Raw genomic sequence first — 14,016 nt, forward strand, 5'->3', positions numbered from 1 at the left:
GGGCGCGCCGGTACCACGAAAGGAGAACAGATATGGAAACAGTGCCGAAGAAGGGAGATTCACCTGTTCTCACTGCTGGAAAAGGCATCAGCTGGATGGCTGCGCTCAAACGGGACAAATGGCTTTATCTTCTTCTTATTCCCGGTCTGCTTTATTTTTTGATTTTCAAATACTTGCCGATGTGGGGCGTCCTGATCGCATTTAAAGACTATTCGCCATATCTCGGCTTCTGGAAAAGCGAATGGGTCGGCTTTGATTACTTCAAAGACTTTTTTATGAATCCGGATTTTTTCCGGCTGCTGCGCAACACCCTCATGCTGGCGAGCTTGGATCTTCTGTTTGCCTTTCCCGCGCCGCTCATTTTGGCCTTGCTTTTGAATGAGGTGAGAAAGGCCGTGTATAAAAGATGTATCCAAACCTTTATTTACGTGCCCCATTTTGTATCCTGGACAATTGTAGTCAGCATCACCTTCGTTTTCTTTACTGTCGATACAGGTGTGATCAACAAAATGATTATGAGCCTGACAGGTGAGCAGATTTCTTTCTTGTCTGATGCAGACTGGTTCCGGCCGATGATTGTGATGCAAAGCATTTGGAAGGAGACAGGCTGGGGGACGATTCTATTCTTGGCCGCGCTGGCAACTGTTGACCAAGAGCAGTATGAAGCCGCCATCATGGACGGAGCGGGCCGGTTCAGGAGAATGTGGCATATTACGCTGCCGGCAATCAGAAGCACCATTATCGTTTTGTTGATTTTAAGAATCGGCAGCTTTTTGAATCTCGGCTTTGAACAGGTGTATTTGATGACGAACTCGCTCAACCGCAGCGTGGCTGATATTTTTGACACGTACGTGTACATGATGGGGATTACCCAAGGCGCGTACAGCTACAGCACGGCGGTGGGGTTGTTTAAATCGCTTGTCGGAATCATCTTGATTTTCGGCGCCAATTACATTGCGAAAAAGTTTGACCAGGAAGGATTGTTTTAGAGGAGGGAGAGGTATGGCTGAAATTCACACGATGCATAACACCAAAGCTGGACGGGTGTTTGACGTCTGCAATATTCTGTTTCTCGGCGGTGTCGGAGCGATTACCATTTTGCCGTTTTTGTACATTATCGCTGGTTCCTTTGCGACAGAAGCGGAACTTGCCCAGCGGAGCTTCTTTATTTTTCCGAAAACCTTTACACTCGATGCTTACAAGTATGTGTTTTCGACACCGACGTTCATTCGAAGCATGGGCGTGTCCATCTTCATCACCGTGGTCGGGACGGCTGTGCAGCTGTTTTTCACCTTCACGATGGCATATCCGCTTGCGAAGCGGCATGTGAAGGGACGGAACCTGCTGTTGAATCTGGTAATTTTCTCGATGCTGTTTTCCGGCGGCATGATCCCAACGTACCTTGTCGTAAAATCACTCGGCCTTTTGGATACGTATTGGGCATTGATTCTGCCGATGGCGATTAATCCGTTCAACCTCATTATTATCAAAAACTTCTTTCAGCAGCTGCCGCGCGAGCTGGAGGAGTCGGCAAAAATTGACGGGTGTTCCGAAATCGGCGTCTTCTGGCGGATCGCCCTGCCGCTGTCAAAGCCGGTCATTGCGACCTTTGCGCTGTTTTATGCGGTCGGGATTTGGAATGATTTCTTCCACGCTCTCTTATATATCAATGACAGTGCAAAATGGCCGCTGCAAATGGTGCTTCGCCAAGTCACGATTTTATCGGATTTAACGGCGACCAATGGCGATACGTTGCAGCATGCCGTTCCGCCTGAGCAGGGAATTAAACTCGCCGTCATTGTCATTGCGACGCTGCCGATTTTGGCGGTCTATCCATTTTTACAAAAACACTTTGCAAAGGGTATGCTGATTGGCTCGGTGAAAGGCTGAGAAAGGGAGTGTTTCATATGAGTACGTTACATCAGATTAAAATTGCCTATATCGGCGGTGGGTCCCAAGGCTGGGCCAGAAGCCTGATGAGTGATTTGGCGATTGATGAGCGAATGTCAGGCATGGTGGCACTCTATGATCTTGATTTTGAGGCCGCCCAGAGAAACGAAGTGATCGGCAATTACAGTGGAAACGGCAGATGGAGATATGAGGCCGTTTCTACTTTGAAAAAGGCGCTATCTGGCGCGGATATCGTCATTATTTCCATTTTGCCGGGTTCTCTGGATGATATGGAAATTGATGTTCACTTGCCAGAGCGCTGCGGTATTTATCAGTCTGTAGGTGATACTGTCGGGCCGGGCGGAATCATCAGAGGCTTGCGTGCTGTCCCGATATTTGCGGAAATTGCCCGGGCAATAAGAGACTACGCACCTGAGTCCTGGGTCATTAATTATACAAATCCAATGTCTGTCTGTACTAGAGCGTTGTATAAAGTGTTTCCAGGAATCAAAGCGATTGGCTGCTGCCACGAGGTGTTCGGGACGCAAAAGCTATTGGCGGAAATGGTCACGGAAAGACTGGGAATAGAGGTGCAGCGGAGAGAAGATATCCATGTTAATGTGCTCGGCATTAACCATTTTACATGGATTACGGCAGCCTCTTACCGCCATATTGACCTGCTGCCTATATTCCGTGAATTCAGCTCGCACTATGGGGAATCAGGATATGAGCTGGAGGGGGAAAGCTGGAGGGCCAGCGTCTTTCATTCGGCACACCGTGTTGCGTTTGATTTATTTGAAACATATGGCGCGATCCCTGCTGCGGGTGACAGGCACCTGGCAGAGTTTCTTCCGGGTCCATATCTTAAACAGCCTGAGGTATGGAAATTCCATCTCACACCTATATCATTCAGAAAACAAGACAGAGCACTGAAACGACAAGAAACAGAACGGTTCATTCAGCAACAACGGGGTGTTGCTGGGAAAGCTTCGGGAGAAGAAGGCGTGAACATCATAGCGGCCCTTCTCGGATTGGGTGAACTCGTCACGAATGTAAATATGCCGAATCAAGGCCAGGTCTCAAACCTTCCTATACAAGCCATTGTCGAAACAAACGCATTCATCACAAGGAACAGTGTCAAGCCGATTTTTTCCGGAGCGCTTCCAAAAGGTGTGGAAATGCTGGCGGCTAGGCATGTATCCAATCAGGAGGCAGTGGCGGAAGCTGGTTTGACAAAGGATACAGGCCTCGCGTTTCAAGCCTTCCTTAATGACCCGCTTGTCATGATTGACCGCAATGATGCAGAGCAGCTTTTTGATGACATGCATCAAAGCACCATACAAAGCTGAGCAGGCCGATTTTTTCAGCAGGGTGAGCTTCTTTCGCGGTTTAGAAAGGAAAGCATTGACCATACTGATAGTATTATCAAGAAGTAGGTGCTATCAATATGGGAAATTATTTAAGTGTTGCGGTGGAGCTGGTCTGCGGTTTAGGCATTTTATTTATCATTTTAAAGCTTCTCGGGAAAACCCAATTTTCTCAAATTACGCCGTTTGACTTTATTTCTGCTTTAATTTTAGGAGAATTGGTCGGAAATGCCGTTTACGATCATGAAATCAAGATCAAAGAAATTATTTTTGCTTCGCTATTGTGGGGCGTGCTGATTTATATTATTGAATTTATCACGCAAAAAATGAAATCATCGCGGAAGTTTTTAGAGGGCGAGCCGAATATCGTCATCCGCAAAGGGGAGCTTCAATATAAAGTATTGAAGAAAAATAAGATGGACATTAACCAGCTGCAAAGCCTTTTGAGGCAAGCGGGGAGCTTTTCAATCCAAGAAGTAGAATATGCGATTCTTGAAACAAACGGGATGGTCAGCGTGCTCCCCAAATCCGACTTTGACAAACCGATAAATAAGGATTTGCAGATTCCTTCGAAGTCTGTTTCTCTGCCGATCACTTTAATCATAGATGGAGAGATTGTGCAGGATAATTTGAAGGAAGCAGGTGTGGATGAACAGTGGCTGAAGCAAGAATTGAAAAAGAAGAACATTGATAAGGCGGAGGACGTGTTATTTGCGGAGTGGCACAAAAATAATCCGCTGTATACCGTAACCTACGAACAAAGCAGATCAACATGACTCTTTGAAAAAAAGCTTGCAGCGAGGCGCAAGCTTTTTATTGATTATATGTCCCTTGTTTGACAGCACGTACATGGTACATGCTCACTTCAGTGTTGATCAGATAGTCAGGCTTTGGTTTGCCTTTGTTTGCTTTATGGCCGGCGATATGAGCATCGCTTTTTTCCCATTGTTTCCAGTGATCCTCTGATTCCCAGCGAATCATGACAACAACTTCTTCATCACCGCGGCGCACATTTTTCTCAAGCACTGTTACATCAATTAAACCTTCTTGTTTTTCAATGATTCCTTCAGCACTGAAACGTTCTATGACTTTATCTGCAAAGCCTTCTTTAACCGTCATTTTTCTCAACTGTACAAACATTTGTCTCACTTCAATCATTCTTGCATATGAATAATTGTAAATGAAATTCATTCTCAATGTCAAAGAAAGCGCAGGCAGGAATGAACCGCCGTGCGCCACAGTTTATTCTTTTAATAAAAACACATTTCCGTCTTCGTCCTTAAATTGAACAAAGGTGCCCCACTCCATTTGATTGGGCTCACCGAGAAATTCTATACCGTTTGTCTTCATTTTCTCGTATGTACCGAAAATGTCCTCACATTCAAACACGATAGAAGCCTTCATTTGCTCAGAGCCTTTCATCATGGCTTTCGGATAAATGACTAAACGAGTCTGAGCACCTTTTGGCGCAACCTCCAGCCAGCTTGCTTCAGGTCCCATCGGGTGGTCGGCTGCAATATCAAAGCCTACCTTCTCAGTCCAAAATTGTTTCGCTTTCTGCTGGTCTTCAACATATACAGCTACAGTGCCAATTTGTTTGATCATAGGGAAACCTCCAAGTTGCAAAGATAATAATACTATAACCTGTTTACGGCCGAAGTAACATAAAAAAAATCAGCCAGGAAACCGGCTGATTTTTGATTAAAATGAGCAGCTCACAACATCGATCTGATTTGTGTCTAAGGCGAAATAAACCCAGCGTCGCCGTGAATGATCCCAGTAAAAGCCGCCGACGGATCTTCTGCCAAGGATGATCGGGTAGAACCAAAATGAGCGGCCATTGGTTAACCAAACATAGGTAAACCGGAAAAGGCAAGGACGAATGGTGATTGGTTCAACTAACAAAACGGCTCCTTGAGAACTCTGCGGTTTTTTTGGTTTCGCTGGTATTTGGGAAGGAGGAGGTCCCTGTGGCGCACCGCCGAAGCCCGGAGCGGCGCCGCTGCCGATGCCAGGGCCGGAGCCGCCGCCAAAGCCCGGAACGGCACCGCCGCCAATGCCAGGGCCAGAGCCGCCGCCGAAGCCCGGAACAGCGCCGCTGCCAATGCCAGGCCATGGATATCGATATTCATATTCAAAAGCAGGCCAAGGCTCATAAAAATGCCCTGCAAACATATAAGGATCAACATAATACATGTGATAACGCCCTTTCTCATTGTAAACTGTACACTGCAGTTTATGCGGGCAGACTCTTATTGGTGCATTCGCCTATGGATATAAACTGGAATGCGTTCAGGGAGCAGATTCATTTGATTTTTTCCTAGTCTTATTCACAATTTCGATTTATCATTTTATAATGAAAGTGCTTCTATTACGAAAAAGGAGACAGACCGTGAATATCGATCAATTATTATATCAATATATCATAGACCACACTGCGGACATTACTGAGAAATGGTTCAGTTTACGCTGCCAGCTACAAGGCGAACTGTATTCCGCCGACCATTTAAGTGCAGAAACGAAAACGCTTTTAACCGAGCAGCATACGTTTACCAATATAACAATTGCAAGCGCGTTTCTAGAGGATCAAACCGATTTTCAAGAAAATATGGCGAAATGGGCGCAAACCGTTGCGAAAAACAGGGTAGAGCAGGATGTTCAGGTGCATGAGGTCGTAGAAGCCATATCCAATTCTAGAATCTCATTCTGGGACGCAGTCGTCACATTTATAAAAGAAAATCAAGAGATCGTCACAAATGAAGATGCAGACCGATGGAACCGCATTGTGAATCAGTCGTTCGATAAGCTGATTATTGAATTCTCCGAGCAGTACCAAAAATTCATGCTGATGAGGCTTACATCTCAGCAGGAACTGATCTCAGAGCTTGGCTGTCCGGTCATTTCCATTGCTGATGGAATCGGGATATTGCCGCTTATCGGCTCAGTTGATACAAAACGGGCACAGATCATTTTAGAAACAGTGCCGGTCCGCTGTGTCGAGAGAAAAATCACAAGCCTCGTCGTTGATCTTTCGGGTGTCCCGATTGTGGATACCATGGTGGCGCAGCAATTGTACAACCTGTCTAAAACGCTTTTCTTATTAGGCGTCAAAGCCGTATTTTCGGGGATTCGCCCGGATGTGGCCCAAACATCGATTCAATTGGGGCTTGATTTTAGTGAATATGAAACGTATGGCACGCTGAAGCAGGCATTAGAAAACATGGGTGTCCGCTGTATTGTTGAAGAATTGGAAGAAAACCAATAGGAAGTTTCCAGGCATATGATTGTCCGTCATCGGGTGATCATATGCCTTTTTGATTTGAAGAGAAATCACCATTGATTTATCAAAAAAAACATAATATTATAATTCTTATAAGAATACTGTGAATTAAAACCTATTCAACAGGGGGGAAGGTCTTTTGGTTTCAAAATTAACGATTGATCCGGAAGTGATTGAAAAAATCATCAGTTCGCTGGAAACGCTCGATTTCGGCACCGTTCAGATTACGGTTCATGATTCTCAGGTTACCCAAATTGAGAAAATAGAAAAGCATCGTTTTTCGCTGAAAAGGAAAGAATCGAAATGATAACGTAAGGCGTTTGTTTTCATTAAATTCTCCTTAAAACATATACATATTTCATCCAATTTTTATATAATAGACCTTTAAGATCATTTTTTAGGAGGATTTTTGACATGCAAGCTACGGTTCACGAGAGTAAGCAATCGATCATGCAACGCATTTTGACAGTCTTTGTCTTCACATTGCTGATCGCGACTGTCGGCCTTTTTATCGGCCAATTTGTTCCTGTCGCTTTGATGCTGCCGCTTTCTATTCTAGAAGTGGCGATGATTATTCTGGCCTTCTGGATGCGCAGAAGAAAAGCGGTCGGGTATGCGTTTGTATATACATTCGCGTTCGTTTCCGGCATTACCTTATTTCCGATCGTCAGCCATTACGCTTCCATCGCCGGCGCCTATGTCGTGCTTGAAGCCTTTGGTTCTACATTTGTCATTTTTGCCGTCTTAGGCACAATCGGCGCAAAAATGAAGAAGGATTTATCCTTCCTGTGGTCATTTCTGATGGTAGCGGTGCTCGCCCTCGTTGTGGTTGGCATTTTCAACATTTTCAGCCCGTTAAACTCAGCGGCGATGATGGCGTATTCCGTGATTGGAACCATCGTCTTTTCCCTTTACATTTTGTATGATTTGAACCAAATCAAGCACCGCCACATTACGGAAGACTTAATTCCCGTTATGGCATTATCGCTGTACCTTGACTTTATCAACTTGTTCATCAACCTGCTTCGCTTCTTCGGCATTTTGAGCAGTGATGATTAATGAAAAAGCGCCTGTCATTGGATAGGCGCTTTTTGCCATACACAAAAAGGCAGGTGGAGTATTGGTGAAAAAACAAATGGGCGCATATGTATCTTTGGCAGCAGCTATGGCGATCGTCGGCAGCTCTGTCGTTGTCGGCAAGCTGATGGTCGAACGGATTCCGGTCTTTCTTTCCTCAGGATTGCGTTTTTTGATCGCTTCTGTCGTATTGCTCACGCTGCTGTTTTGCATTGAAAAAGGGTTACCGGCTTTAACGAAAAAAGATGTGCTCGTTTTGCTGGTGCAATCATTTACAGGCGTGTTTTTGTTCAGTATTTGCCTGCTGTATGGGGTTCAATATACAACAGGAACGGAAAGCGGCATTTTGACAAGCACAACCCCGATGGTAATCGGTATTTTATCCTTTTTCCTGCTGAGAGAAAAAATTGAGAAAAAGATGCTGATCGGCATTATGCTGGCGGTTTGCGGCGTGATGGCGATTAATCTATTTGGAGCGGGGAGCCAAGACGGGGCGCCGCACGCCTTATTCGGGAACATGCTGATCATTGCTGCAGTCATTGGCGAAGCACTATTTACATTGATGGCCAAGCTGCTATCCCCGCATATTTCGGCTCTGGCGATTTCGACCTTCGTATCGCTCTTCGGCTTCCTGTTTTTTCTCCCGTTTGCTTTGTTTGAGGCCTCTTCATTTGATTACAGCGTGCCGACTGTTTTGGATTGGTCGTACGTGCTGTATTACGCGCTTTTTGTTACCGTTTTAGCATTTTACTTATGGTATAGCGGGGTGACGAAGGTGCCTGCGGGTGTATCGGGCATTTTCACATCCGTTCTTCCGGTCTCTGCTGTCATTTTATCAGGCGTAATATTGAAGGAGCCGTTTGAGTTTGTGCATTTCATCGGCATTGCATGTGTCATCGGCGGCATATTTGTTACGGCCATAAAGAAAAAACAGCCGGATGCGTATCCGGCTGCAGAAGAAAAGACGCTGTAGCCTGTCCAGATCGGACGGGTTTTTTAGTCTTTAAACACGCTCAGCCTTGCAAAAAGATCACCAAGCATCTTACGAACATATCTTTTTCCTCATCGTTGTAGTTTTCCATGACCGCGGAGATTTTGCGGCAGAAATTGCTCAAGGCGTGCTTTGCCTTCCGTTGTCAGTTCAATGCTGATTTTTTGTTTATCCTCTGTGTGATACCTCCGGCTGACAAAACCGTCTCTCGCCAGCCCGTTCAGCAGACCTGTAATCGTCGCTTTCGTGACGTTTGACTGTTTGGCAAGCTCTGTCGGACTTAACCTATGATCCTTGGCATCAAAGAGGAGCATCTGGCGATCGTGGATGCCATCGTCCTCGCCGGAGAACCCAAAAACCACGCCGATCACGAAACAGCATTACAGGCCTACTACAAAAGAAGAGCCCCAAGAGCGCTCAAAGTCCAGAACCTATCCTCAGAAATCGTCCGCCGCGGGCTGAAAGGAGAGCTGGGAGCGGAAGAGCTGATTGGGGAGTGCTATGCGGTGTTGAGGGAAGGGTATTAAATTGGAAAAGTCCAGAAAGTGATTTCTGGACTTTTTAGTCTTGCTCTGTTTTATTCCTTATCCGCTCAATCACCTCATGCAGCCCCTCAGGCTTATAAAACTCCACCGGTGAACTGCCTTTCTCAAACGAAATTGTCTCGGCTTCAATCAGCGCGACATAGCGCCCGTTTACTTTTGCGAGATGAATGGAATCGCCAAAATCCGCTAGCAATCCCTTAATCTCTGTTTCTCCGACTTTCATTTTCAGCTGGGCCTCTGGCGTGTGCTCGATGATTTGGGCGGAGGCTTCGATCACTTGATGGGTGTCGAGGCGCTCTTGGATCTCCCGTTTTTCGCTCGCTTCCCAAATCTCAATGTCGTGCTCGAACTGCTTGAGCTCTTCGCTGTTGTCTTCAAATGTCTCGTAGACGTGCTCCTGCACCATGTTCATGACCTGGTTTTTCATGATTTCCGGCATCGATTCGCCGTACTCGACGAATTTCAGAAAGTCCTCAAAATAGCGGGCGTGCGAGGCCTGGTGGATTTTCAGCTCGCCTTCCTCGACCATTCCTTCCTCGGGCATGTACGGGTATTGGATGCTTTTCATGTTTTTTGTCGTGATCGCCATTTCGACTTTTTTAATGAGAGAAGACGCGTCAGAGATGCGGGCGACCTTCGGCTCAAAGTCACATTTCATAATGAAGACAAATGACTCGTCAAAGTATTTTCTCGGCACGGCTGAAGCGACGAGAAACACGCCGCCGCGGACTGCGCTTGTGTCGAGGTACGTGCGGACGAACTGCTCGCTCAGCTCATTGAAGTCTTCTTTTGTTGCCGCCAGACGCGCGCGGTTGAACATGTTGTAGTTTGGGTTGGAATCAAGCTCGTGGCCGGGCTCGACGATAAAATGGCCGATTTTCGTCGGCACCTGCTCAGACTGCGGATGACGTTCTGCTTTCCGTTTGACGATTTTTTTCAGTTCTCCGTCGAGAAAGTCCTTCAGCTCGCTTTCTTCAAATTCACCCGTATCAAGGGTCTGAAAGTGCTTGAACTGTTTGTTCGCCTGCTCATCCTTGCCTTCCACCTGTATGACATAAAAGGATAAAAACCGAATTTCAAAATCCATATGTGAACTCACCTTATTCGCGTATTGTACAGCTTCTCAAGTATAGAAAAAACAGCGATCATGCGTCAATTGGGAGAACGGAATAATCATGACCATGAAAGGGAAATGTAGTCAAATAGAAGGCATTTCATACGGAAAGGAATGGTTCGATGAAGGAAACAAGCCCGATTCCTCAGCCGAAGACGTTTGGGCCGCTCGGCAATTTGCCTTTAATTGATAAAGACAAACCGACGCTTTCACTGATCAAGCTAGCGGAAGAACAGGGTCCGATTTTTCAAATCCATACACCCGCGGGCACGACGATTGTGGTGTCCGGCCATGAATTGGTGAAAGAGGTTTGTGATGAAGGACGGTTTGATAAAAGCATTGAAGGCGCCCTGGAGAAGGTTCGCGCGTTTTCCGGTGACGGATTATTTACGAGCTGGACGCATGAGCCTAACTGGAGAAAAGCGCACAACATTCTGATGCCGACGTTCAGCCAGCGGGCCATGAAGGACTATCATGAGAAAATGGTCGATATCGCTGTTCAGCTCATTCAAAAATGGGCCAGGCTCAATCCGAATGAAGCTGTTGATGTCCCGGGAGATATGACCCGGCTGACGCTCGACACCATTGGGCTGTGCGGGTTTAACTACCGCTTTAACAGCTACTACAGGGAAACGCCCCACCCGTTTATCAACAGCATGGTGCGGGCGCTTGATGAAGCGATGCATCAAATGCAGCGGCTTGATTTCCAAGATAAGCTTATGGTTAGAACAAAGCGGCAATTCCACCATGATATTCAAACGATGTTTTCGTTAGTCGACAGCATTATTGCAGAGCGTAGGGCGAATGGAGACCAGGATGAAAAAGATTTGCTCGCCCGCATGCTGAATGTGGAAGATCCGGAAACGGGTGAAAAGCTCGACGACGAAAATATCCGCTTTCAAATCATTACGTTTTTGATTGCCGGCCATGAGACAACGAGCGGCCTGCTGTCCTTTGCGACCTACTTTTTATTGAAGCATCCTGACAAACTGAAAAAGGCGTATGAAGAGGTAGATCGGGTGCTGACAGATGCAGCGCCGACCTATAAACAAGTGCTGGAGCTGAAATACATACGGATGATTTTAAATGAATCACTGCGCTTATGGCCGACAGCTCCGGCTTTTAGCCTTTATCCAAAAGAAGACACAGTCATTGGCGGAAAGTTCCCGATCACGACGAAGGACAGAATTTCTGTGCTGATTCCGCAGCTTCATCGTGATCGAGACGCTTGGGGAAAGGACGCCGAGGAATTCCGGCCGGAACGGTTCGAACATCAGGACCAAGTGCCTCATCATGCGTACAAACCGTTCGGAAATGGGCAACGGGCCTGTATCGGCATGCAGTTTGCCCTTCATGAAGCCACACTTGTGCTGGGCATGATTTTAAAATATTTCACGCTGATTGATCATGAGAATTATGAGCTTGATATCAAACAAACCTTAACGCTCAAGCCCGGCGATTTTCGCATCAAGGTTCAAACCCGTCATCAGGAAGCCATTCATGCTGACATCCAGGCAACAGAAAAACCGGGGCCTGATAAGCAAAAAGAAGAAACGGAGACAAAGGGCGCATCGGTCATCGGCCTTAACAACCGCCCGCTTCTCGTGCTGTACGGCTCTGATACCGGCACCGCAGAAGGCGTCGCCCGGGAGCTTGCAGATACAGCCAGTCTTCATGGCGTCAGGACCGAAGTGTCACCTCTGAACGATCAGATTGGCAAGCTGCCGACAGAGGGAGCGGTTGTCATTGTGACCTCGTCCTATAACGGAAAACCGCCAAGCAACGCGAGACAGTTTGTCCAGTGGCTCCAAGAAATCAAACCGGGTGAGCTTGAGGGCGTCCATTACGCGGTATTTGGCTGCGGCGACCACAATTGGGCGAGCACGTATCAAGACGTGCCGAGATTCATTGATGAACAGCTTGCAGAGAAAGGCGCGACTCGGTTTTCTGCGCGCGGGGAAGGTGATGTCAGCGGTGATTTCGAAGGGCAGCTTGATGAGTGGAAAAAGAGCATGTGGGCGGACGCCATCAAAGCATTCGGACTGGAGCTTAATGAAAACGCCGATAAGGAACGAAGCACGCTGAGCCTTCAGTTTGTCAGAGGGCTGGGAGAGTCCCCGCTTGCCCGATCGTATGAAGCGGCTCACGCATCCATCGCCGAAAATCGTGAGCTTCAGTCCGCGGACAGCGATCGAAGCACCCGCCATATCGAAATCGCATTGCCGCCGGATGTTGAATATCAAGAGGGCGACCACCTTGGCGTATTGCCAAAAAACAGTCCAACCAATGTCAGCCGGATTCTCCATAGATTCGGTCTGAAGGGAACAGACCAAGTGACATTGTCGGCAAGCGGCCGCAGTGCGGGGCATCTGCCATTGGGCCGTCCTGTCAGCCTGAATGATCTTCTCAGCTATAGCGTTGAGGTGCAGGAAGCAGCCACAAGAGCGCAAATACGTGAACTGGCCGCTTTTACAGTGTGTCCGCCGCATAAGCGCGAATTAGAAGAACTGACAGCAGAGGGTGTTTATCAGGAACAAATATTGAAAAAACGAATTTCTATGCTGGATCTGCTTGAAAAGTACGAAGCATGCGACATGCCGTTTGAACGATTTTTAGAGCTATTACGTCCGTTAAAACCGAGATATTATTCGATTTCAAGCTCTCCAAGAGTGAATCCGGGGCAAGCATCAATCACAGTCGGCGTTGTGCGCGGCCCGGCGTGGAGCGGCCGTGGCGAATACAGGGGCGTGGCATCAAATGATTTAGCTGAGCGTCAAGCCGGTGATGATGTCGTGATGTTTATCCGCACACCGGAATCCCGGTTTCAGCTTCCGAAAGACCCTGAAACTCCAATTATTATGGTCGGGCCAGGCACGGGAGTCGCACCATTCCGCGGCTTCCTTCAAGCCCGTGATGTTTTAAAGCGGGAGGGGAAAACGCTCGGTGAGGCTCATCTCTATTTTGGATGCAGGAACGATCGGGATTTTATTTACCGAGATGAGCTTGAGCAGTTTGAAAAAGACGGTGTAGTCACAGTCCATACAGCCTTTTCCCGAAAAGAAGGCATGCCGAAAACATATGTCCAGCATCTCATGGCTGAACATGCAGAAACATTAATATCGATTCTTGACCGCGGAGGCAGGCTTTATGTATGCGGTGACGGCAGCAAAATGGCCCCGGATGTGGAGGCGGCTCTTCAAAAAGCGTATCAGTCTGTTCATGGAACCGGGGAACAAGAAGCGCAAAACTGGCTGAGACAACTGCAGAATACCGGTATGTATGCCAAGGATGTCTGGGCAGGGATATAGATAAAGAAGACTGGAGACATCCAGTCTTTTTTGTCCATTCGAAAAAATGGTGATCACGCTAAACATTAGTGCATACAATAACTTCAGTCCGCCGGAAGGGCGGGCTGTCTGCAAAACCTATTTTTCGTTTTTGCTAGTTTATGTTATTCTTATACTCGGTATCTATTTCTTTTTTCAAAGGCACACATGACAAAAGAAATCCTTTTTTTATTTCTGAGGAAAAAAGTGAAACGAAATGAAGGTTTCTTTCGTCCAGTGATTGGTTTCCAAATGGTTGTAATAAAAATGGTATGGTGCGAAACATAAATATTCCGGCTTGCCGCGGTGTATTTATTGTTGTGTGATGCCTTGATTTTGTTTGGAAAGAAGAAATGAGAAGGCAGGATATAAAGAGCAGGTAAATATGAATGAAGAACTTAAAGTGTTTAAGAAAGTAGAGGTTGC

Annotated in this window: 12 protein-coding genes and 3 pseudogenes; 10 read left to right on the plus strand and 5 right to left on the minus strand. The window is 46.8% G+C overall.

Annotated elements, in window-relative coordinates:
• Positions 1-32 precede the first annotated feature (32 nt).
• The 4 genes from CDO84_RS02995 (at position 33) to CDO84_RS03010 (ending at position 4,033) form a co-directional block, all read left to right on the plus strand.
• On the plus strand, positions 33-989 hold the full coding sequence (locus CDO84_RS02995; RefSeq protein ID WP_040083891.1) for an ABC transporter permease: 957 nt from the start codon (positions 33-35) through the stop codon (positions 987-989).
• A gap of 13 nt (positions 990-1,002) precedes the next feature.
• Positions 1,003-1,890 carry a carbohydrate ABC transporter permease gene (locus tag CDO84_RS03000; RefSeq protein WP_014663136.1) on the plus strand — a complete coding sequence of 296 codons (888 nt, stop codon included), beginning with the start codon at positions 1,003-1,005 and terminating at the stop codon, positions 1,888-1,890.
• A gap of 8 nt (positions 1,891-1,898) precedes the next feature.
• Positions 1,899-3,239, plus strand: coding sequence for an alpha-galacturonidase LplD (gene lplD, locus CDO84_RS03005; RefSeq protein ID WP_040083890.1), 1,341 nt, complete (start codon positions 1,899-1,901; stop codon positions 3,237-3,239).
• A 98-nt stretch (positions 3,240-3,337) separates the two neighbouring features.
• Positions 3,338-4,033, plus strand: a complete 696-nt coding sequence (locus tag CDO84_RS03010; protein ID WP_014663138.1) for a DUF421 domain-containing protein — start codon at positions 3,338-3,340, stop codon at positions 4,031-4,033.
• Between the two features lie 37 nt (positions 4,034-4,070).
• Here CDO84_RS03010 and hmoA read toward each other — a convergent pair whose 3' ends face one another.
• The 3 genes from hmoA to CDO84_RS03025 all read right to left on the minus strand — a co-directional run bounded on the left by hmoA (position 4,071) and on the right by CDO84_RS03025 (position 5,453).
• Positions 4,071-4,397: a heme-degrading oxygenase HmoA gene (gene hmoA / locus CDO84_RS03015; RefSeq protein WP_040083993.1), complete on the minus strand. Its 327-nt coding sequence runs from the start codon at positions 4,395-4,397 to the stop codon at positions 4,071-4,073.
• A gap of 102 nt (positions 4,398-4,499) precedes the next feature.
• Entirely contained in the window at positions 4,500-4,862 is a 363-nt protein-coding gene (locus CDO84_RS03020) for a VOC family protein (RefSeq protein ID WP_040083888.1), read from the minus strand.
• A gap of 96 nt (positions 4,863-4,958) precedes the next feature.
• On the minus strand, positions 4,959-5,453 hold the full coding sequence (locus CDO84_RS03025) for a hypothetical protein (protein ID WP_040083887.1): 495 nt from the start codon (positions 5,451-5,453) through the stop codon (positions 4,959-4,961).
• Positions 5,454-5,649: 196 nt separating this feature from the next.
• Here CDO84_RS03025 and CDO84_RS03030 point away from each other — a divergent pair, with 196 nt between their 5' ends.
• The 4 genes and pseudogenes from CDO84_RS03030 to CDO84_RS03045 all read left to right on the plus strand — a co-directional run bounded on the left by CDO84_RS03030 (position 5,650) and on the right by CDO84_RS03045 (position 8,587).
• Entirely contained in the window at positions 5,650-6,522 is an 873-nt protein-coding gene (locus CDO84_RS03030; RefSeq protein WP_040083885.1) for an STAS domain-containing protein, read from the plus strand.
• A 154-nt stretch (positions 6,523-6,676) separates the two neighbouring features.
• A complete protein-coding gene (locus CDO84_RS03035; protein ID WP_014663144.1) occupies positions 6,677-6,844 on the plus strand; it encodes a YezD family protein in 168 nt (55 codons plus the stop codon).
• A gap of 107 nt (positions 6,845-6,951) precedes the next feature.
• The gene (locus tag CDO84_RS03040; RefSeq protein WP_014476090.1) at positions 6,952-7,596 is read left to right on the plus strand and encodes a Bax inhibitor-1/YccA family protein; all 645 of its coding nucleotides are present in this window, start codon (positions 6,952-6,954) and stop codon (positions 7,594-7,596) included.
• Positions 7,596-8,587: pseudogene (locus tag CDO84_RS03045) on the plus strand (DMT family transporter). The gene CDO84_RS03040 and the pseudogene CDO84_RS03045 overlap by 1 nt, the downstream one beginning before the upstream one ends.
• A gap of 23 nt (positions 8,588-8,610) precedes the next feature.
• On the opposite strand, the pseudogene CDO84_RS03050 reads toward CDO84_RS03045, so the two are convergent.
• A pseudogene (locus CDO84_RS03050) lies at positions 8,611-8,922 on the minus strand (MarR family transcriptional regulator); the annotation flags it as partial.
• Between CDO84_RS03050 and CDO84_RS03055 the strand changes: the two are divergent.
• Positions 8,920-9,132 (plus strand): annotated as a pseudogene (locus CDO84_RS03055) (oxidoreductase); the annotation flags it as partial. The pseudogenes CDO84_RS03050 and CDO84_RS03055 overlap by 3 nt on opposite strands.
• Before the next feature lie 34 nt (positions 9,133-9,166).
• Here the strand turns inward: CDO84_RS03055 and CDO84_RS03060 are convergent.
• Positions 9,167-10,237 carry a DUF3900 domain-containing protein gene (locus CDO84_RS03060; protein WP_014663147.1) on the minus strand — a complete coding sequence of 357 codons (1,071 nt, stop codon included), beginning with the start codon at positions 10,235-10,237 and terminating at the stop codon, positions 9,167-9,169.
• Positions 10,238-10,386: 149 nt separating this feature from the next.
• Between CDO84_RS03060 and cypD the strand changes: the two genes are divergently transcribed.
• Positions 10,387-13,572: a bifunctional P-450/NADPH--P450 reductase gene (gene cypD / locus CDO84_RS03065; protein WP_040083882.1), complete on the plus strand. Its 3,186-nt coding sequence runs from the start codon at positions 10,387-10,389 to the stop codon at positions 13,570-13,572.
• Positions 13,573-14,016: the final 444 nt, after the last annotated feature.

Source organism: Bacillus sp. MD-5 (genome assembly GCF_002201875.1).
GTDB classification, from domain to species: domain Bacteria; phylum Bacillota; class Bacilli; order Bacillales; family Bacillaceae; genus Bacillus; species Bacillus stercoris.

Coding starts and splice junctions, on each gene's coding strand:
- CDO84_RS02995 (WP_040083891.1), top strand. CDS start 33: ATGGAAACAGTGCCGAAGAAGGGAGATTCACCTGTTCTCACTGCTGGA.
- CDO84_RS03000 (WP_014663136.1), top strand. CDS start 1,003: ATGGCTGAAATTCACACGATGCATAACACCAAAGCTGGACGGGTGTTT.
- CDO84_RS03010 (WP_014663138.1), top strand. CDS start 3,338: ATGGGAAATTATTTAAGTGTTGCGGTGGAGCTGGTCTGCGGTTTAGGC.
- hmoA (WP_040083993.1), bottom strand. CDS start 4,397: ATGTTTGTACAGTTGAGAAAAATGACGGTTAAAGAAGGCTTTGCAGAT.
- CDO84_RS03020 (WP_040083888.1), bottom strand. CDS start 4,862: ATGATCAAACAAATTGGCACTGTAGCTGTATATGTTGAAGACCAGCAG.
- CDO84_RS03025 (WP_040083887.1), bottom strand. CDS start 5,453: ATGTATTATGTTGATCCTTATATGTTTGCAGGGCATTTTTATGAGCCT.
- CDO84_RS03040 (WP_014476090.1), top strand. CDS start 6,952: ATGCAAGCTACGGTTCACGAGAGTAAGCAATCGATCATGCAACGCATT.
- CDO84_RS03060 (WP_014663147.1), bottom strand. CDS start 10,237: ATGGATTTTGAAATTCGGTTTTTATCCTTTTATGTCATACAGGTGGAA.
- cypD (WP_040083882.1), top strand. CDS start 10,387: ATGAAGGAAACAAGCCCGATTCCTCAGCCGAAGACGTTTGGGCCGCTC.